Raw genomic sequence first — 19482 nt, 5'->3', positions numbered from 1 at the left:
GACTTAGCAAACATGCTAAAGTCATTGCATTCAGCACTTACCACCTTATTTGCTTTGAGTATTATTATGTGCTGGCTTTTTCATTCCAAAAGTCAACTATACTTTCGGTTACGACATTCTTATTATTGAAAAACTGGTTAATATCTCTAGATTCTCGTTTGTCAAAATAATAGAATTCAATAGTGTCCACTTTTATATTTCCTTTTATTACTTTCATTATGTGAGAATCATTATTCGGTGATAAACCAATAAATGTTATTTTCCCTTCTACAGACTTAAGTTTATTAACAGAATAATCAATTGAAAATTCTAAATCAGGTTCTTGTGTCTTTAGGATAATAGCTTCATAAAGTTTTTTTACAATATCATTATCTGAATTTCTCCATTCTTCAATTTGACTACTAATTTCTGGGTTTTCTTGCATTCCTTTTGCAAATTTATCTATTGCCGAATTTGCTAATTCAGGTTGATTTGCTGCAAAAAGTTTAAACGCTCCTGAACTTCCAGTTATTGCATTGGAAAATGTATGCTCAAATCCCTTAACTACTGGTGTTTGTTCAGCAGGCTTATCAGATAATCGATTTCTAAAACTATTAGAATCATAAACTGGGTCAAGTACGTGGAATGCTCCGTGTAGATATAATACATTTCTACCGGTTGCTAACTCAACATTCCTATCATAATTTGTTGTAAAAACATTATCAAAAGAACTGATGTAGTTAACAACTTTGGCAGGGAACTTTAAATAGAGCTTATTAATTTCTCCTTTGTTAAATATAGAGTCCAAAAAAAGTCTCCGCAAAAACTCTTGAAAATAATATCGTTCTGGATTTGTGATTTTATTTTTCCGACAATGTAATTCATTTAGTAGAAAATAATATTCAAAACCTATATCCGAAATAGAGACATTTTTTGAGTAGTTTCTTTTGAAACTTTCTAATTCTTCTTTCTCATCATTTAATACAGCTAATTGGTCATAATGTCCATTTAAAAAATTTGGAACCTCTGAATGTAGAATATAAATCCAAGTTTCAATTTCTTTTGTATAAACTTCGGATGAAAAATCGCCAGTTTTTAAGTAGAGTAAAGCTCTTTCAATTATGCTTCTGTTTGTATATTCAAATCCACCGAACTGAATGTCTATTCCATTTCCTATTATTATGCTATTCATTCAGTAATTTTTCCTTTGCAACGACAGGGCTATAAACAATACTATAAAATTCCTACAATTTTTCCATAAAATCAAGTATACCCATCTAAAAACTGGATGTACTTGTTTACACTTGCCCGCCTCGGGTGGGAACGAAAACAAGGATTTACAAACGACTATAAACGGAAATCGGGATACGTTTTGATAGTACAGGCTATTCCATGGAAACGGTGATGGGCCAGCCCTCAAACTGATCAGCGTCCGCTTGGGTTACGTCCACATAACGGGGCCAGCATTCAAAGGTGGCGGTTCGGTCCGTCTTATTGAAACGGATCAGGCCATAGCCTCCTCCTCTGGAGGAACTTTCCGGGTTTACATAGGCCATCATCCGTATCTTGTTGTGAAACCCATCTAGATAGTCCCCGGTCCAGGGGAGGGAAGTATCCGGGTTGGGGTGGGCTCCGGGCTTTTCGTCCTCCGGCCACCACCAGCGGCTATAGTAGTCATTAACAATGGCAGGGACTACAAAGGCCCAGGGGCCGTCCCCAAATTCGTCGATCCCCTGTTGGATTACCGTGGCCAAATGCTGGTCACCCGCAATATGAACCGCCCCGGCTTTTTTGATCAATCGTAAAGCCTTGTTACGTCCCGTTTGCGGCCAGCCGTTACTATCCAGATCGGCATGGAGGCGATTGTCCAGGGAGCCATGGATATGCGCACCACCGCAGAAACCGGTCTGAGAAAGTACCACTTTTAAGGTCTCCGGGTTTTGGTCGCCCCATTCGTCCAGAAATTTTAGCTGGCGATCGCCCAAAAGGGTAAGTCCTGGAAGGTCTATGGAGGCTGGATCATAGTCCGGGTTGCGGATGTGATCGGGCCGTGGGCCTTGTTGCGGGATTTTCCCCTCGGGCCCCGACTTAAACTTGCGGTCCTCGATAATGGCAAAATCTACGCCTCCCAGTATCAAATGGGTATAGTATACCCCGATTCCCTGTTCTATGGGCGTGGCATCATAAGGGTCCGGTAAATGGGCCGTTTGGCAGCGTTCCACCATTTTTACATATTCTGGGTGGTAGGTGTAGCCGCCATCCGGGCCTCCGGGGGAGGTGGAGACCTTACCATTTTCGCCCCAAAGATTGCCTTGGCCAATATCGTGATCATCTGGAATGGCAACACAGGGCCGGTTTCGAAAGGTTTCCTTAAACTGTAGGCCGAATTTTAACCACGCCGCCGTATGTTCTGTATGATCATAGGACTGGTCCCCCGCAAAGAAGATAATATCGGGATCCTGGTGGTTGATGTTTCGTACGTAATTCTCGCGCATACCCCGGTCCTTATTGGAGTTACAGGAAAGGGCGGCAATACTGATCTCCGTTTTGTCCGTTGGATTCTTACGGACCAGCCCTTCAAAAAAGGCTTTTTCCCCATGACGAATCCGATATTTGATGTCCCGGGTGTCGTCCCAATCGGCTACGCGAAACAAAGCGGACCAACCGATATCGTTTAGCTGTTGTTTCTGGATTTCTGTCCATTTTCCATTTTTGGCTATTTCCAAGCGTACCTCGCGGGTCTCCTCAGGATATAAAGGGTATAGCTGGGCCGATAATTTTAGAACCTTGTTGTGCACGGTATAGATGCCAAAAGCGACCACACTATCCCGGCCCACCTTTAAATCGATGATGGGATTATCCCCCCGATTCCACCAATCATTAATGGCCAGGGTGTCCACATCGGAAAAGGGTGCCTCCACGGGCGGAATTTGTTCTTTGGGTTTTTCGGCACAGGAAAACAACAGGCAGGCTAGGGTTAAGGTAACGAATAATTTGTTCATCATGAGATTCATTTCTTTTTAAACATGTTTTGGGTATATTCCAGTAGTTCGATTCCACCAGGATTCCCATGTCCTGGAATCACGGTTTGTACCTTGGGATAGGCCTTTTTTACTTTTTCCATCGTAGCACTCCATTCCGCGATATTGGCATCCTCAAGGTTTCCCTTGCCTGCGCCCATGGACTTTACAGCACAGCCCCCAAATAGGAGCGCCTCACTGGGAACATAACTTATGATGTTATCTCGCGTGTGGGCTTCACCAAAAAATCGGTTTATTACGATTTGGTTACCCACCTTAAGCTCCATCGTATTCTCAAAACCTACTTTTGGGACCGTACGGCCCTCTTGCTTCGCCAAAACCAAGGTTTGTTGGTTCGCATAAGAAGGAATATCCAAATCGTGGAAAGACGCCAGCCCTCCGACACAATCATTGTGAAAATGGTTGATGACCACAGCGGTTACCTGATGCTTCTTTGTTTCCGTAATCCATTGGATGAGCTCCCGGGAAACGGCATCATCAACAGGGGTGTCAAAAACAACGGCTTCGCCAGAATACATATAAATTGCACCATTGCACGCTACTCGGCCATATTCAGGTACGTTCAGATACGAAATATGGACAAAGCTATGTTCCGTTAAGGGAATTATCTTTAAATTTTCCGAACTGTAAGCAGCGGTTGTTTTTTGTGACCTACCATGGACAAATACCAAGACGACAACCAAAAGTGCATAAAAGGATTTCCGGTACATGAAAAGAATAATTTATGTGCTATAAATATAGATCTTTACCCTTCAATTCGAATGCTATGAAACTTGAAAAACTCATCTTTATTTACAATGCCGATTCCGGATTACGTAACCAATTGATAGACGGGGCGCACAAGATATTAAGTCCGGCTACCTACGAATGCAACCTCTGCGATATTACCTATGGGGCCTTTACCGAAAATAAGATTTGGAAGGAATTTAGAAAACAATCCGATTTGGACCTTGAGTTTTTGCATCGGGACGAGTTTGCCAAGGCATATCGGTCAAAGTTTGGTTATAAGTTTACTTTTCCCATTGTCTTGGCTTTGGTAGATGAAAACCTGGAGGTTTTTATAAAGACAGAGGAATTGAACACGTTGGAAGATGCAGGGGTGTTGATTGGGTTGATAACGGAAAGGAGAAAATAGTTGTCAGTTGCTAGTTGTCAGTTGGCGGTAGTTGTTATTTTGCAAATGGTTACCTTAACTATCAACCATCCTACTTCACCTGCTCCCTAAATTCCTCGTTTATAGCATTAATATAGGCCAAAACAGCTTCCCGCCCTGTTCCTTTGGTAGACGAAGTGATAAAATGGGTAGGTACTTCTTCCCAAACGCCCTCCAATAGCTTTTGTAGATAGGCATCGGCTCGAGACTCTTGGTCCTGTGGTTTCAATTTGTCCGCTTTGGTAAAAATGATGGCAAAGGGGATGGCATGTTCCCCCATCCATTGCATAAATTCCAAATCTATCTTTTGGGGGTCATGGCGAATATCGATCAATATAAAGGCACAGACTAATTGTTTGCGCTTAAGAAAGTAGTCCGTAATGTATTTCTGGAAGGTCTTCTTTTCCTTTTTGGATACACGGGCATAACCATAACCGGGAAGATCTACTAAAAACCAATTGTCATTGATTTTAAAGTGATTGATCAGTTGGGTCTTGCCGGGCCGTCCGGATGTCTTGGCCAAGCTTTTTCGTTGTACCAACATATTGATCAAGGACGACTTGCCTACATTGGACCGTCCGATAAAAGCATATTCCGGCAAGGGTTCATTGGGACATTGGGCCACCTTGGAGTTGCTCATCACAAAATGGGCCGATTTTATTTTCATCGGGTAAAACTTTTAGAAATCGCGTTTTTCCAGCCAGGCGTCGAGAATCTTGTTGAATTCCTCCGGATGTTCCATCATCGGGGCGTGACCGCATTGTTTGATCCAGAATAGCTCGGAATCCGGTAAAAGCTCATGGAATTCCTCGGCTACGTTTGGTGGTGTAACGTTGTCGTCCTCTCCCCATATGATACAGGTAGGGGTATGCATTTTTGGAAGATCTTTTGCCATATTGTGGCGTATGGCACTTTTGGCAATGGCCAAGGTCTTTATAATCTTATTTCGGTTATTGACCGTGGCAAAGACCTCGTCAACAATCTCCTTGGTAGCTACTTCCGGGTCATAAAACACGTTCTGGGCCTTCTTCTTAATGAATTCATAGTCTCCCCGCCTGGGATAACCATCGCCCATGGCACTTTCATAAAGTCCGGAACTTCCGGTAATCACCAATCCTTTTATCCTTTCCGGATACAATTTAGTATATAAGAGGCCTATATGGCCGCCCAATGAATTCCCGAGCAGAATTACATCCTTTAGTCCCTTAAATTCGATAAATCCTTCTAAGAATTTAGCAAACTGCTTTACATTGGTCTTTAGAAGCGGCATATCATAAATAGGTAGTTCGGGAACCAAAACCTTATATCCTTTTTTGGGAAAATGGTCGGTAACACCATGGAAATTGCTCAACCCTCCCATAAGACCGTGTAATATAATAATAGGGGCACCTTCCCCTACTTCGATATACCGGTATTTTCCTTCTGTTGTAAGCTTTTCTTCCATTCAGGATACTTCAGGTGCTTGCTGGCAAATATAGACATTTCCCTACAATAGCTATGAATATGTATGTATGCCGACGATTTTTAAGTTCCAACTTAAATTTTCTAGCACCATTGCCTATTTCCTACCAAATATAAAAAATGGGGAAGCACTTTTTTAGTAAAAAAGGAATTTTAAAAAGAGCGAATAACAATGTGCCCTACAACGATTACTCTACAAAGAAGTACTTGGAAATGAATATCCGTTTCCCCCTTTCACAAACCCTTGATCCATATTTTCTTATTCTTCCCAGAAGTCGGGTATGGCTTCGGTTCCCAATGCCGTACAATCCCCACATACCCTGGGCTGCACAAACCATCTCCCTTGTCCCGGAGAAGGATTTTGGTTGAAATTACTGAAACTTATAGTGTTTGCCCTGATTAATCGAAGAAGTTCTTCGGATTCAGGGGCAGAAGTAGATCCAGGAGGGCAGTCATCAACAAAAGGAGGAAGGTCTTCACCAGGAAAAAAATCCGAATAATTAAAAAAGAGTCTTTTTTCCGAAACGGACGAAACCTCAAAAATACCTACTACCCGATCATTTCCACTGTCCTGAGGGAAGATGTTTCCTACAATAAAGCCCGGTTGGCTATCTGAAAATAGACTTTCCACACCTGAAAAATCCTGAAGTTTTTCGTAAAACTCAAAAGCTTCCCTTGACAAAACAAACTGTTTTACCAGTACGCTATACCGATGCGAAATAATATAGTCGTCCCGATTGATAAATCGGATATTAAAATCGGTTACCCTATCTTCCCCAACCCCAGAAGTATTGGTTAAAATAATGGTATTTGATTCTTCCGATGCAAAGCAGATTCTCTGTCCTTGCCTAGAACGAACATCTACGATAAGGGGATTCTCGTTGATTATGGCAAACCCAAAAGGTACCCATCTAGGAGCTATAATTTTATAGGTTTCCTCATATTCATATTTATAATAGATTGAATTCCCAGTAGGGTCAAAACTGTTAACAAAGATACCCATACCATCCAAACCGCTTTCGGTGGTGGTCCTTTCCGCATAAACATCTGCTATTTCCGTGGTTTGGGGAGGTAACACAGCAGGGCTTGAGGCATATTCACGGCCGCTGGCGGTTGTAATCAATAAACGATAGGACCTGTTGGGTTCGGCACCGAACATAACGTCTGAAACATAAGTGCCCGTTTCCGTTTCCGTAAATGAAAATTGTTGTTGGCTATCATCCACAATACGGACCGTTGCGTTGGATTCTAAGTCTGGCTCTTCGTCTCCCTGGGTAGATCTGCTTAAAAAAACCTCATGGTTTTTTAGTTCATTGGTAATCGTGGCATCTACTACCAATAGACTGTCCGAAAAAGGTATATCCGGTGAGAAAGGTTCCGTGCATCCCCCAAAAATAATGTATACCCAAAAAAAGGTAAAAATCATTTTGCCATATTTTGAGGGTCCCCTGTTCATTACTACGGTGCGATTCAAAATTTAAAGCTATGGGTTAAGATGGGCTAGAGAATTACTAAAACAGAACTCATACGTAATTTCGGCAATCTGTACTCGACATTCCCTGAAAATGCCTTATTACTATCTAAAATGTTGCTCTCGGATATATTGTTATGAGTAAAATATCCGATTTTATGATTTTCTCCAAGTTTAGCTCTAACCAAACTGGTTCATTAAGGGGCTTTATTTGTTGTATTCTAAATATTTGAACTAAGAGGCGTCATTTTAGTTGATTATTCTACAAGTATGTACTCTGAAATTGACACAGGTTTTCCCTCTTGGGTGAACCCCTCGAGCGATATTTCATATTCACCCGTATTGTCAGAGGTATAGAAAATTAAGGTAGTCTCTTCTTTTTTCAATTCCAAATTAGGTTTCCAGAACAATTGGTGCCTATAATCGGGCAATCGTTTTGTTTCCGATTGGTCCGCATAATCCTGAAAGTAATACTGTTTTAAGGAAATGGGGCTTGCTATTTTTACTTGCTGCACATGATTTAGGTTTGTTTTGGATAAAAAATCATTTTCCTTGGTGCTGATGGACACAATACCCTTATAAAGTTGCGGACCTATATAATATTCGTGTCGGGAAATACCAATTCGTTCAATTCCGTTAACATCGTAGGCCACCAGGCTAGAAAGATCTTCCAATGGCAGGCCATCCACTAAGACCAATGGGGTATCATCGGAGCCAAGAAGATAGTTTTCATCGCTCCTTACCAAAAACTTGAACTTACCTTTGACCTTCCTGAGCAGTACGCCATTGATTATTTCAACTACGGTTTCCTTTAATGTTGGAAAGCGCGTATAATCATCCAAAATATAGGTCTCCTCCAGTGCATGGTAAACGGGTAATTTTAGGTTGATACGCACCGTACTGTCCGCCTTTTGTTCAAAATAGGCGTTTTCAACCTGATTGTGAATGCTGTGCTCAAGAATCAAAGGATTTAGATTTTGGGAAATGGAAAATTCCTTGAAATCGAGTTCGTCATAGTTGGGCCGGGGAACGGTGTCTAGCAGTATGAGCCATTGCTCTTTGTCATTTCCCAAGACCTGTAAGGCAGTAAGATCGCTTCTGTCAATTTGGTTAAGATTGGAATGAAAAACACCTTTCCCGTTTGTATTTACGATCTGTACGACAGGATGGTCCCCAAAAAAAGAAAGACTCAATTTTCCATGGGTCATAGGAGTGTTGTCAACTTTGGAAACTACTCGGCCCGATAAGAGTTCACCACGTAATTCTGGCAAATAAATCCGATTATTTAGTGCCATACCATGCGATTTTTTACTGGTATCGGCATTAAGGGAGAATTGGGCCGCCGTGATTTTGGCACTAGGTATTTCAGCGTACGTTTTACGTACGGAAAGCGAGTAATCTCCATGATCAGGAGCCGTTCCAGTACTAATTCTTAAGGATACTCTTTCCCGTTTCCCATATTTCTCCTTGTCCGATTCGATTTTTAAAAAAGTAGATTTCAGTTGTGCTTTGGATGAATCCGAAGTGTTGGGTCCATTTGGGCTTTGGTCAAGTCTACTGATCTCCATTGGGGAGGATTTGGTTTTGGGAAGTTCTTGATACGGATTTATGATATTAATATCGGCGGTGAAAAAATCCTGATGGTCGGCATTGAACATCCATTGAGTATAGCCGATCAATTTATAATTCCCTGTAGGGACAGTAGTAGGGATAAAGAAATCTCCCTGCCCCATGCCAGAGGTAAGCGGTATCTTATGCCTAAAAACCAAGTTTTTGTCCTCGCCCACCAATTCTACATAACCCATTTTACTAATAGGGCTGGGGGTTAAGTCGTTTTCCTTTAGGCAGTACAATTTATAATACAAATACTCGCCTACCAGCAATAAAGGGTCATTGTAATGGATAAAAACAGTCTCGCCGGGAATACTTTTAAAGCCTTCGATTTCCTCTTTGGAACTTATTTGGTATTGCCCATGGTTAAAATTTGGCGCCAAAAATAATAGCGCACAAAGGGGAAATAGTTTTTGTGTGACCGTTTTTGTATTCATTCTTTCCAAAAATCAGGTATAACATTACTCCCTAATAATGTGCAATCACCACATATTCTAGGGACAACAATATATGCTTCCAAGGCTCCTAATTCGTTACGAACCTCGTTCGTATAGCTTACCCTGTTCGATTTGACCAAATCATATAATGTCGGAGTAAACCCGCTCGGAAAAGTAACCTGACCGCACTCATTAACAAAGGGAGGCAGATCCTCATCCGGGAAAAAATCGGAATAATTGAAAAAGACCCTTTTTTCGGAAACGGATGATACCTCAAAAATACCTACGACTTCGTCCTCCCCGTTGTCCTGGGGAGAAATGTTTCCTACAATGAAACCGGGTTGACTATCCGAAAATAAGCTTTCGACACCGGAAAAATCCTGCAGCTTCTCATAAAATTCAAAAACCTCACGGGATAGAACAAACTGCTTTACCAGTAGGCTATACCGGTGCGATATTATAAAATTGTCCCTATTGATAAATCGTACATTGAAATCTGTAACCCGATCTTCTCCAACCCCAGAAGTATTCGTAATAACAAGGGTATTTGATTTTTCCGTGGCAAAACAGGTTCGTTCCTCGTTGTCCGGATCTCTTCCTACCACAAGCACCGATTGACTTTCTTCAGAACCGGCCACCAGTTGGCTAGGACTCCATTTTGGTGCGATGATCTTGTAGGTTTCTTCATACTCATATTTATAATAGATCGAATTCCCTGTAGGGTCAAAACTATTGACAAAGATGCCCATACCATCCAGACCACTATCGGTTGTAGTCCTATCTGCATAAACATCAGTTATTTCCGCGGTTTGGGGAGGTAACACAGTAGGGCTGGAGGCATATTCTCGGCCACTGGCCGTTGAAATCAACAAGCGGTAGAATCGGTCAGGTTCGGCTTCGAACATAACGTCTGAAACGTAGGTGCCCGGTTCCGTTTCCGTAAATGGAAATTGTCGTTGGCTATCATCCACAATACGGACCGTGGCATTGGATTCTACCTGTGACTCCTCATTTCCCTGAGTGGATCTGCTCAAAAAAATCTCATGAGTTTTTAATTCATTGGTAATCGTGGCATCTACGACTAGAAGACTATCCGAAAAAGGTATATCCGGTGAGAAAGGTTCGGTACAGCCCTCCAAAATGATATATGCCCAAAGCAAGGTAAAAATCATCTGGCTATATTTTAGGAGCTCCCCGTTCATAGATGTAGTACGTTTAAAATTTAAAGTTATACGTTATGGTAGGCACCGGAATAGCAAAAATGGAGCTTTTAAAAGCCTGTAACGACCCATCCTCGGTGACAAAAAAGACTGAAAATGGATTGTTTCTACCCAGTACGTTATACACCGATATATTCCAAAAGCTATGGGCGAATTTTTTGATCTTATGGTTCCCTTCCACATTAAAACTTAGGTCCAGTCTATAAAAGTCTGGAATCCGAAACTTATTTCTATCACTGAACAATGCATATTCCGCACCATCCAGAAAGTATGAACCTATTGGAAAGGTAACCGGCCTTCCCGTTTGGTATACAAAATTTGCTGAAAAGCTGAAGCGTTTGGTCAGCTTGTAATTGGTTACCAGACTAATATCATGGGGTTTGTCAAAATTAGCGGGAAAGTACTCTCCATTGTTGATTCGTTCTTCGGGAAATTCGCTATCCAACTTTATAAAGGAACGGGAATAGGTATACCCCAACCATCCATTTAAACGGCCCTCCTTTTTCTTCAATAGAAATTCAACACCATAGGCTTTTCCCTCACCCTGTAATACTTCGGTCTCAATGGATTCATTAAGCAATAATTGCGCCCCTACCTTATAATCAAGAATATTTTTTGATCTTTTGTAATAACCCTCCAAGCTCAATTCATACCGGTTATCATCAAAGTTTTTGAACAAACCCAACGAAACTTGATTGGCCCTTTGCGGCTCAATATTAATGTCCGACAACTTCCACGTATCCGTGGGCGATACCGTAGTGTTACTGGATAAGGTATGTATGTATTGAAGCGTGTTGTTGTAGCTGGCCTTAACGGAAAAATCCGGGGTTAAAAAGTAACGACCGGACACCCTGCCTTCCGGACCGCCATAGGTTTTGATGACTTCATTGTTTCCAAATTCCTGAACTTCTACCAGGGTTCCCTCGCTTTTAGGTAATCCGGCCTCATAAATCCTTTGGGACGATGCTCCAAGTGCAGCATAGAAAGAATAGCGTAGGCCTATATCAAACGACAATTTTGGACTTACCGTAAAATTGTCCGAAATGAACAAGGCGGATTCCAATCCTTTTTCCCTTTGCAAACTAAGGGGTTCAATAATAGACTGGCTACCAACAGGGTCGATATCCCCAGGGTCTACAAGGTATAACTTGCTTGACAGGCCATAGCTGACCTTATGTGATTTTCCTGCAAGTTTTAGCAGGTTCAATTTGAGTTCTGTCTCGTTGATCCGATAGCCCAAATCGAAATCCCTATCGGAATTATTCTCAAAATCAATACCGAAACCATACTCGCTATTGGAAAGCGATACATTGGCGGAGTTTTTTTCATTGATTTGATGGTTCCATTTTAAGGATATCAATCGATTGCTATAGCTGAATATGGAATCCGATGTAATACTAAAGGCATCCCTACTAAAGTAAGCGGTGGCCGAAATGTTGTTCCTTTCATTGATACGGTCGTTATATTTTGCGATGACATCATAAAATGATGCCTGGCTGTTTCTTAGCGATTCGTCATCCAAAGATCTCAATATCCAGTTGGAGTAGGTGGTTCTCCCCCCGACCAGAATACCGGATTTATCCTTTACAATAGGCACCTCTAGGACAAGATTACTGGTAACCGGCCCCAAGGAGGCTTCTCCGGAAAACTTTTTGGTGTTGGCGTCTTTGGTGGTAATATCAAAGACAGAGGACAGGCGCCCTCCATATTCCGCAGGGATACTTCCCTTATAAATGGTAACCGCACCCGTGGTAAAGGGATTCAAGGCGGAAAAAATACCAAAGAAATGAGCTGGATTATAAAGAACGGCATTATCCAAAAGAATTAGATTTTGATCCGTGCCTCCTCCTCGTACATTATATCCTGCGGCACCTTCCCCGGCATTGGTAATCCCGGGCAACGTTATGGCCGTTTTAAGAATATCCCGTTCCCCGAGCACTAGGGGAATACTTTTTATTTCGGCGATATCGATTTCGACCACTCCTGTAACTACCTTTTCTACATTTCTCAACCGATTGCTTTCTACGACTACCTCATCCAACTGCTCTGCACTTTCACCGGGGTTAAAGTCCAATTGGCCATTGTTGTACATAATAATCCTTTTTTCCAAGGTTTCTATACCAATACCTTTGGTTTGGAGCAGGTTTACCCCGGCGGGAAGCTCTATTTTATAAAACCCATTGGCGTCCGTGCTTACTCCCTTGGAGCCCCCTTTTACCACGATGGCCAAGTTTTGAATAGGCTTACCAGTGGTTTTGTCCCGAACACGGCCGGATAGGGTAAACGTTTGGCGGCCAATGTTTTTCCGCTCCCTTCCAATGCGTACGGTTTCTATATCCGGCCCCGTATCTTGTTTTTCTTCCAGGTAAAAGTAGGAGGGAGCCTCGGATAATTCTGTTGTGTCTTCTTGCGTTGAGGTTGTCCCTTCATGAAAACTAGGGTGCAGCTCATCCCGTATTATAGTATTGCGGGTCAATATGATATTGCTATCGTCCAGAACAAAAAAATTGATAATGGTTTCCTTAAATACATCTTGAAGGACGGTGGTCACCGAAGAGTTTTGATAGGACCCAGAAATTAAATCGTTGCCCAACCATTCTTCTACAAAGAATAAATGATATCCCGAAACTTCCTCTAGCTTTTCCAAAACCTCCATTCTGGAAGCATCAGTAAAAACAAGGTCTATTTTTGTGGTATCGGTCTGCGCCGCTAACCATTGAAAAGATAGCAATGCAAATAAGGAAAAGAATAAAAACTTCATTCGTCCATGGCTTTATCCTTTTCTTTATTCGATAGGGAGTCTATAAATAGGAATGTGGATTTCAACTGATTTTCAAAACTTAAACCCGAAGGTTGATTTTTTATAAAACTGTTTAGCTGTACCGTGTTTTGTGGAAATAGCGCTTTTACATCATCTATCTTTTTAAGGCGATGGTATGCCGTATTATAATGAACCACAAATTCAGGATCCAATGCTTCGAATTCATAAAAAATCAAATTTGCACCCAATTGCTCTGTCAATAACCTTCGATACCTCTTTAATAAAGTAAATAAAGGTTTTTCCAAGACCACTTCGTAAAAACCGGAATCAATTGCGTCATTATTAATTTCGGAACCGTCAATTCTTATAAATGTATAATCGGCAATGGTAAAATTGCTGATCTTTTCTTTATAGAGCTGTAACACTTTCCCCCCAAACTCGTTTGCAACTTGCAGTAAAAGCTCATCCTCATAGATATTATACTTCAGGTTTAGCGAATAATAAGGTAGATTATCAATGACCACATGGCCCCGTGAAAAATATGGGGAAGGAAAAAACTTGGATTTTTTGCTTTTTGACCTATGCTTTTCCACATAAACGGCGCCATAATGCATTTCCAAATTTTCAATGCCGATAAGAGAATCGAACCAATTGTAGTGGGAGCTTAAATCCTTTTCGGCCTGTGCAGGACTGGTAAAAGGTAGCAGTATGAGAATGGCTGGAATAATAATCATCCGAAAACCACCATTTTTTAACAATGTACTATAAAAGAAATCATGATTGGGATGAAGGAAGCACATGCTTTATAAAAATAGAAATCGTAAAGCTCGGATTGCCCATGCTTATTATTTTAAATATAGACTATTTATTCATAAACACATCATAAAAAGTGTAGCTTAACAAAAACAGCGGTCGGCTGCTTCAAAATCCACTAGAAGTTGGAATAAAACTTCCAAATACAGCTTTCTCTGATAAAATACGCTTCCACTTTTTAAACCGTGCCGCGACGGCCTATTCCCCTTTTTTACAATGAATTGCTTTTAAAGAGCCTCATTTTGCTCCAAAAAACATCGATTTTATTAACAAAGTGGTTTTTTGTGGTAAATTGTGGTAATAATTTCTATATATTTGAGTTATTAAAAAGTAGAACCGGCCATACTTTGGATATTTATTTTTTTGGAACATATGATTGCAAGGCAGACGCCAAGGGTAGGGTAAAGCTCCCAGTTACCCTTTTGAGCCAGATGACACCCATACGCAACGAGGGCTTTGTTATTAAGCGTTCCATGTACGATAACTGTTTGGAATTATATCCTATGGGAGAATGGAATACGGTCATGAAGGAATTGAATACCAAGAGCAGGTACGAACCGGAAAATTTGGAGTTCATACGAAAGTATACGGCCGGACTAAGGCCGGTGGAGATAGATAGTGCCGGAAGGTTATTGATACCTAAAAATCTGATTACCACCGTGGGGATTACGAAAGAGGTGGTACTCGCCTCCATAAACAAGAACTTGGAAATATGGGACAAGGCGTTGTACGAGGAATCCATAAAGGCGCCTTCAGAGGAGAATGCAAAGTTGGCCAGAAAGGTCATGGGCAATGAAAAGCCCAAGGACGATGTATCATAATCCGGTTCTGTTAAAGGAGTCCGTAGATGGACTCCGTATTAAAAAAGATGGGGTATATGTGGATGTAACCTTTGGTGGCGGAGGGCATTCCAAGGAAATATTGGGAAGATTGGGAGATGAGGGAAAGCTGTTTGCATTTGATCAGGATGAGGATGCTTTGGAGAATAGGATCGATGACGAAAGATTTGTTCTGATCAATGAGAATTTTCGGTATATCAAACAGTTTTTAAAGTTCTATGGCATTCGGAAAGTAGATGGAATTCTTGGGGATTTTGGGGTTTCCTCACATCAATTTGATCAGGCCGAGCGCGGGTTTTCAACGCGCTTCGATTCGGATTTGGATATGCGGATGAGCACGCGCAACCGGCTTACGGCCCATGATGTGGTGAATACTTACGATTCGTCGGAATTGCAAAGGATATTGTTTCAATATGGCGATTTGAGAAATGCCAAAGCCTTGGCGAGTACTTTGATCGAGTACCGGCGCATGGAACCGATCAATACCACGGCACAATTAAAAAATGCCTTGCAAGGATTCCTGCCCAAACATAAGGAGCATAAGATTCTGGCACAGATTTATCAAGCCATTCGCATTGAAGTGAACCAAGAAATTGAGGCGATCAAGGAATTTTTGATGCAAACTCCGGAAATAATGGATAAAGGGGGAAGGTTGAGTATTATTAGTTACCATTCCCTGGAAGATCGTCTGGTAAAACGGTTTATTCGTGCCGGGCTGTTTGAAGGAGATCCTGAAAAGGATTTTTATGGCAATACAAGTGAGCCGTTTAAAAAAGTAGGAGGACTGGTAGTTCCATCCAAAGAAGAAATTAGAATGAATAATAGGGCACGGAGTGCCAAATTACGAATAGCGGAAAGAATTTGATTCATAGAAAAGAATTTATTGAACACTGATGAAAAAAGGAATACTGGACATATTAAAAGGGAAATTTTTAGTAAGTGGTGACGCGCCAAAGAATTGGCTATTCATCATTTTTGCCTCCTTCCTAGCTACGGTAATGATCGGAAGCTCCCATAGTGCCGATAAAAAGGTGCATCAGATTGCCGCATTGAACGAAGAAGTAAAGGAATTACGAAGCGAGTTTGTGGATGTTCGGTCCGATGTACAACGCCTAAAATTGGAATCTACGGTAATGAACATCGTAGAGGAGAAAGAGCTTTATCCATCAGAAGTCCCACCAAAAAAAATAAAGGTAACCTCCCTTAAAGAAGACTAGTGGCCGTAACCGATAAGACCATACTTAAACGACTATATTTTGTAACAGGATTTCTTTTTCTGTTTGCAGGCGCTGTATTGTTCAAATTGGTGAACATACAGATGGTGCAAGGCGAAAAGTATAGGAAGTTGGCCCATAAACGCACGGAAAAACTATTTACCATTGAGCCTAATAGAGGCAACCTCTATTCGGACGATGGGAGTTTGTTGGCCACCTCGGTATCCAAATACACCATTCGCTTTGATGCCCTTACCGTAAAAGATGCGGATTTCAAGGAAAATGTAAAACCCTTGTCCGATGCCCTTGCTCAATTATTGGGTGAGACATCTTCCCACTATCAACAACTTTTAAGAAAGGCAAAGGCCAACAAGAACAGATATGCCTTAATAGCTCGGAATTTGGATTATTCCGAGTACATGGCCGTAAAAGATTTTCCATTGTTTCGGAAGGGACCTTACAAAGGGGGATTGATTATAGAGCAGAAAATAGTGCGTGAACACCCCTTGGGAAAAATTGCCGAGCGTAGTGTGGGCTATGAGCGTGTGGATGAAAACGGGTATTATACCCGTGTAGGATTGGAAGGAGCCTTCGGGCAATACCTCCGCGGGGTGGAAGGGAAACGCCTTAAGCAGAAAATAGCAAAAGGACAATGGAAGCCTATCGGCTTTGATAACATCGTAGAACCCAAGGATGGTTATGATGTGGTGTCTACCATTGATATCAATATACAGGATATTGCCCATCATGCCCTTTTGGGCCAATTGGAAAAATATAAGGCCGATCATGGCTGTGTCATTGTTATGGAAACGGCGACGGGAGAAGTTAAGGCTATTTCCAATTTAGGGAGAACGGAGGCCGGAAAATACTATGAGCGCCTAAACTATGCCATTGGAGAGTCCCATGAACCAGGTTCAACCTTCAAATTAATGAATTTGGTTGCGGGACTTGAGGATAAAGTCATCGATACCAGTGACGTTTATGACACCGAAAGAGGATATTGGCGCATTTATAGACATAGGATCAAAGATTCCAAAAGGGGAGGGTATGGCAAAATTTCCTTGGCCAAGGCATTTGAGGTCTCCTCCAATACGGCCTTTGCCAAAATGGTTCACGAAAGTTATAAGGAAAACCCGGAAAAATATGTGGATCGATTATATAGTATGCAATTAAACCAGGAATTGGGGCTGCCTATAAAGGGCGAGGGCACCCCTGTAATTAGATATCCTGATGAAAAAGGCTGGTCTGGCCTTTCCTTGGCCCAGATGGCCTACGGCTATGAGGTTTCAATGACACCATTGCAAGTGCTGTCCTTTTACAACGCCATTGCCAATGACGGAGAAATGGTAAAGCCACGATTGATAAAAGAAGTAAAGGAGTGGAATACGACCATTCAAAAGTTTGATAAAGAAGTCATAAATCCCGCTATATGTTCCCGGGAAACTGTTGAAAAAGTACAACACCTACTGGCCAATGTAGTGTCAAAAAAACACGGTACAGGCCATAAGTTGTATTCCACCAATTTTTCCATGGCGGGAAAAACGGGTACGGCACAAAAGAATTACGCGTCCAAAGATCCGGATAAGCTTCGCTACATTTCCTCCTTTGCTGGATATTTCCCGGCAGAAAACCCCAAATACTCCTGCATTGTAGTGATACACGAACCAGATAAAAGTGTGGGCTACTATGGAGCCGATGTTTCCGGTCCGGTATTCAAATCCATTGCCCAAAAGGTTTACACTTCCTCTCCATTGATCGATGAGGTGGATATGGAAAAGGTAGAAGATCAAACTTTAGAAAAGTCCTATCAAAAGTACTTCGCGGAAGCGCAAAAAAAGTATAACAAAGTGCCCAATGTAAAAGGTATGTGCGGAATGGACGCCGTGTCCATCTTGGAAAACTTGGGAATAGAAGTAGAGGTCAAAGGGAACGGGAAGGTTAAGAGGCAATCCGTCTCCCAGGGTACAGACCTAAATACAGTGGATAAAATAGTGTTGGAACTTTCATGAAACTACTTAAAGACATATTGTACGGAGTAGGGCTAACGGCAGTTAGTGGAAGTACCCATATTAAAGTCAATGCTATTTGCTTTGATTCCAGGAAAGTAGGTAAAGATGATGTTTTTGTCGCTATTAGGGGTTCAGTCGTGGATGGTCATCGCTTTATTGATAAAGCCTTGGCAGCCGGTGCCCGAGCCATAATCTGTGAGGAGCTTCCCAAGAATATCGTCAATGAGGTGACCTATGTGGAGGTAAAAAATGGGAATAGTGCTTTGGCCATAATGGCGGCCAATTATTTTGACAACCCATCCAAGAACCTGAAACTGGTAGGAATTACGGGTACCAATGGAAAGACTACCGTGAGCAGCCTTTTGTATCAATTGTTCAAAAAGGCCGGTTACAAAGTAGGATTGATTTCTACCATTAAAATTATGGTGGATGATAAGGAGTATCCTACTTCCTTGACCACCCCGGACGCCCTTACGATAAACAAGCATTTGGCCTATATGAACGATGCGGGGGTGGAATTCTGTTTTATGGAGGTCAGTTCACACGGTATCCATCAAAAAAGATCGGAAGGACTGGTCTTTGAGGGAGCCCTGTTTACTAACCTATCCCACGATCATTTGGATTATCACAAGACTTTTGCGGAATATCGGGATACCAAGAAAAAATTGTTTGATGACCTGCCCAAAAAGGCATTCACCCTGACCAATATTGATGATAAAAATGGTCTATACATGTTACAGAACACAAAGGCCAAAAAATATACCTATGCCCTAAAGACCTATGCGAATTACAGGGCCCAGATTTTGGAGAATCAGTTTGATGGGCAATTATTAAAAATTGAGGATAACGAAGTATGGTCCAAGCTTATTGGTGATTTTAACGCGTACAATATGCTCGCCATATATGCTACAGCGGATCTTTTGGGGCTGGAGAAACTGGAAACACTTCGGTTATTGAGCGAATTGGAAAATGTAAATGGGAGATTCCAATATTATAAATCAAAAAAAAATATAACGGCCATTGTTGATTATGCCCATACGCCGGACGCACTTAAAAACGTGCTTGATACTATCAACACGTTGAGGACTGGAAATGAAAACGTCATCACTATTGTGGGGTGTGGTGGCGACAGAGACAAGTCTAAGCGTCCGGTAATGGGCTATATCGCATCGGCCATGAGCAACACCGCTATTTTCACTTCGGACAACCCCCGGTCGGAACCCCCGGAGACAATCATTAAAGAAATGGAAGCAGGGGTGGAACCTCAAAACAAAAAAAAAACCTTGTCCATAGAAAATAGGGAGCAGGCGATTAAAACAGCCTGTAAGTTGGCCGTTAAGGACGATATCATTTTGGTTGCCGGGAAAGGGCATGAAACTTATCAGGAAACCAATGGAAAGCGGATAGACTTTGATGATTTTAAAGTGGTAAAGGATACATTGAACAGTATGGACAAATAAAGTTTAAAAACCC

Annotated in this window: 16 protein-coding genes; 6 read left to right on the top strand and 10 right to left on the bottom strand. The window is 41.7% G+C overall.

All coding sequences use genetic code 11. From position 1 onward, the window contains the following. Nucleotides 1–64: 64 nt before the first annotated feature. The 3 genes from D7Z94_RS20290 to bla all read right to left on the bottom strand — a co-directional run bounded on the left by D7Z94_RS20290 (nucleotide 65) and on the right by bla (nucleotide 3730). Nucleotides 65–1171 carry a hypothetical protein gene (locus tag D7Z94_RS20290; protein ID WP_120713456.1) on the bottom strand — a complete coding sequence of 369 codons (1107 nt, stop codon included), beginning with the start codon at nucleotides 1169–1171 and terminating at the stop codon, nucleotides 65–67. 193 nt (nucleotides 1172–1364) lie between these two features. Next, complete coding sequence (locus D7Z94_RS20285; RefSeq protein WP_245967265.1) at nucleotides 1365–2984, bottom strand: alkaline phosphatase D family protein; 1620 nt, start codon at nucleotides 2982–2984, stop codon at nucleotides 1365–1367. Between the two features lie 5 nt (nucleotides 2985–2989). Next, a complete protein-coding gene (gene bla, locus D7Z94_RS20280; protein WP_120713454.1) occupies nucleotides 2990–3730 on the bottom strand; it encodes a subclass B1 metallo-beta-lactamase in 741 nt (246 codons plus the stop codon). 56 nt (nucleotides 3731–3786) lie between these two features. On the opposite strand from bla, the gene D7Z94_RS20275 reads away from it, so the two are divergent. Then, nucleotides 3787–4155: a GTPase gene (locus D7Z94_RS20275; RefSeq protein ID WP_120713453.1), complete on the top strand. Its 369-nt coding sequence runs from the start codon at nucleotides 3787–3789 to the stop codon at nucleotides 4153–4155. Nucleotides 4156–4225: 70 nt separating this feature from the next. On the opposite strand, the gene yihA is transcribed toward D7Z94_RS20275, so the two are convergent. The 7 genes from yihA to D7Z94_RS20240 form a co-directional block, all read right to left on the bottom strand. Next, the gene (gene yihA, locus D7Z94_RS20270) at nucleotides 4226–4840 is read right to left on the bottom strand and encodes a ribosome biogenesis GTP-binding protein YihA/YsxC (RefSeq protein ID WP_120713452.1); all 615 of its coding nucleotides are present in this window, start codon (nucleotides 4838–4840) and stop codon (nucleotides 4226–4228) included. A 12-nt stretch (nucleotides 4841–4852) separates the two neighbouring features. Next, on the bottom strand, nucleotides 4853–5617 hold the full coding sequence (locus D7Z94_RS20265) for an alpha/beta fold hydrolase (RefSeq protein WP_120713451.1): 765 nt from the start codon (nucleotides 5615–5617) through the stop codon (nucleotides 4853–4855). A 276-nt stretch (nucleotides 5618–5893) separates the two neighbouring features. Next, complete coding sequence (locus D7Z94_RS20260; protein ID WP_158594695.1) at nucleotides 5894–7060, bottom strand: DUF4249 domain-containing protein; 1167 nt, start codon at nucleotides 7058–7060, stop codon at nucleotides 5894–5896. 302 nt (nucleotides 7061–7362) lie between these two features. Continuing rightward, nucleotides 7363–9153, bottom strand: coding sequence for a hypothetical protein (locus D7Z94_RS20255; RefSeq protein WP_120713449.1), 1791 nt, complete (start codon nucleotides 9151–9153; stop codon nucleotides 7363–7365). Further along, a complete protein-coding gene (locus tag D7Z94_RS20250; protein ID WP_120713448.1) occupies nucleotides 9150–10355 on the bottom strand; it encodes a DUF4249 domain-containing protein in 1206 nt (401 codons plus the stop codon). The genes D7Z94_RS20255 and D7Z94_RS20250 overlap by 4 nt, the downstream gene beginning before the upstream one ends. Before the next feature lie 13 nt (nucleotides 10356–10368). Continuing rightward, a complete protein-coding gene (locus D7Z94_RS20245; RefSeq protein ID WP_120713447.1) occupies nucleotides 10369–13134 on the bottom strand; it encodes a TonB-dependent receptor in 2766 nt (921 codons plus the stop codon). Beyond that, nucleotides 13131–13868: a hypothetical protein gene (locus D7Z94_RS20240; RefSeq protein ID WP_147415947.1), complete on the bottom strand. Its 738-nt coding sequence runs from the start codon at nucleotides 13866–13868 to the stop codon at nucleotides 13131–13133. Before D7Z94_RS20240 ends, D7Z94_RS20245 begins: the two co-directional genes overlap by 4 nt. Before the next feature lie 426 nt (nucleotides 13869–14294). Between D7Z94_RS20240 and D7Z94_RS20235 the strand changes: the two genes are divergently transcribed. From D7Z94_RS20235 to D7Z94_RS20215, 5 genes are read left to right on the top strand one after another with little or no spacing between them, the layout of a single operon-like run. Further along, the gene (locus D7Z94_RS20235; RefSeq protein ID WP_120713693.1) at nucleotides 14295–14768 is read left to right on the top strand and encodes a division/cell wall cluster transcriptional repressor MraZ; all 474 of its coding nucleotides are present in this window, start codon (nucleotides 14295–14297) and stop codon (nucleotides 14766–14768) included. Beyond that, complete coding sequence (gene rsmH / locus D7Z94_RS20230; protein WP_245967264.1) at nucleotides 14740–15651, top strand: 16S rRNA (cytosine(1402)-N(4))-methyltransferase RsmH; 912 nt, start codon at nucleotides 14740–14742, stop codon at nucleotides 15649–15651. Before D7Z94_RS20235 ends, rsmH begins: the two co-directional genes overlap by 29 nt. A gap of 28 nt (nucleotides 15652–15679) precedes the next feature. Next, nucleotides 15680–16003: an FtsL-like putative cell division protein gene (locus D7Z94_RS20225; protein WP_120713444.1), complete on the top strand. Its 324-nt coding sequence runs from the start codon at nucleotides 15680–15682 to the stop codon at nucleotides 16001–16003. Further along, the gene (locus D7Z94_RS20220) at nucleotides 16003–18009 is read left to right on the top strand and encodes a penicillin-binding protein (RefSeq protein WP_120713443.1); all 2007 of its coding nucleotides are present in this window, start codon (nucleotides 16003–16005) and stop codon (nucleotides 18007–18009) included. The genes D7Z94_RS20225 and D7Z94_RS20220 overlap by 1 nt, the downstream gene beginning before the upstream one ends. Then, nucleotides 18006–19469 carry a UDP-N-acetylmuramoyl-L-alanyl-D-glutamate--2,6-diaminopimelate ligase gene (locus tag D7Z94_RS20215; protein ID WP_120713442.1) on the top strand — a complete coding sequence of 488 codons (1464 nt, stop codon included), beginning with the start codon at nucleotides 18006–18008 and terminating at the stop codon, nucleotides 19467–19469. The genes D7Z94_RS20220 and D7Z94_RS20215 overlap by 4 nt, the downstream gene beginning before the upstream one ends. Nucleotides 19470–19482: the final 13 nt, after the last annotated feature.

This window comes from Ulvibacterium marinum, assembly GCF_003626755.1.
Taxonomy (GTDB): Bacteria; Bacteroidota; Bacteroidia; order Flavobacteriales; family Flavobacteriaceae; genus Ulvibacterium; species Ulvibacterium marinum.
This window is presented reverse-complemented; position numbering and strand designations above follow the sequence as displayed.

Bases quoted from the DNA above. Each gene is read 5' to 3' on its own strand.
- D7Z94_RS20265 (WP_120713451.1), bottom strand. From the start codon at position 5,617: ATGGAAGAAAAGCTTACAACAGAAGGAAAATACCGGTATATCGAAGTA.
- D7Z94_RS20260 (WP_158594695.1), bottom strand. From the start codon at position 7,060: ATGATTTTTACCTTTTTTTGGGTATACATTATTTTTGGGGGATGCACG.
- D7Z94_RS20245 (WP_120713447.1), bottom strand. From the start codon at position 13,134: ATGAAGTTTTTATTCTTTTCCTTATTTGCATTGCTATCTTTTCAATGG.
- D7Z94_RS20255 (WP_120713449.1), bottom strand. From the start codon at position 9,153: ATGAATACAAAAACGGTCACACAAAAACTATTTCCCCTTTGTGCGCTA.
- D7Z94_RS20215 (WP_120713442.1), top strand. From the start codon at position 18,006: ATGAAACTACTTAAAGACATATTGTACGGAGTAGGGCTAACGGCAGTT.
- D7Z94_RS20275 (WP_120713453.1), top strand. From the start codon at position 3,787: ATGAAACTTGAAAAACTCATCTTTATTTACAATGCCGATTCCGGATTA.
- bla (WP_120713454.1), bottom strand. From the start codon at position 3,730: ATGTACCGGAAATCCTTTTATGCACTTTTGGTTGTCGTCTTGGTATTT.
- yihA (WP_120713452.1), bottom strand. From the start codon at position 4,840: ATGAAAATAAAATCGGCCCATTTTGTGATGAGCAACTCCAAGGTGGCC.
- D7Z94_RS20225 (WP_120713444.1), top strand. From the start codon at position 15,680: ATGAAAAAAGGAATACTGGACATATTAAAAGGGAAATTTTTAGTAAGT.
- D7Z94_RS20285 (WP_245967265.1), bottom strand. From the start codon at position 2,984: ATGATGAACAAATTATTCGTTACCTTAACCCTAGCCTGCCTGTTGTTT.
- D7Z94_RS20250 (WP_120713448.1), bottom strand. From the start codon at position 10,355: ATGAACGGGGAGCTCCTAAAATATAGCCAGATGATTTTTACCTTGCTT.
- D7Z94_RS20240 (WP_147415947.1), bottom strand. From the start codon at position 13,868: ATGATTATTATTCCAGCCATTCTCATACTGCTACCTTTTACCAGTCCT.
- rsmH (WP_245967264.1), top strand. From the start codon at position 14,740: ATGAAAAGCCCAAGGACGATGTATCATAATCCGGTTCTGTTAAAGGAG.
- D7Z94_RS20290 (WP_120713456.1), bottom strand. From the start codon at position 1,171: ATGAATAGCATAATAATAGGAAATGGAATAGACATTCAGTTCGGTGGA.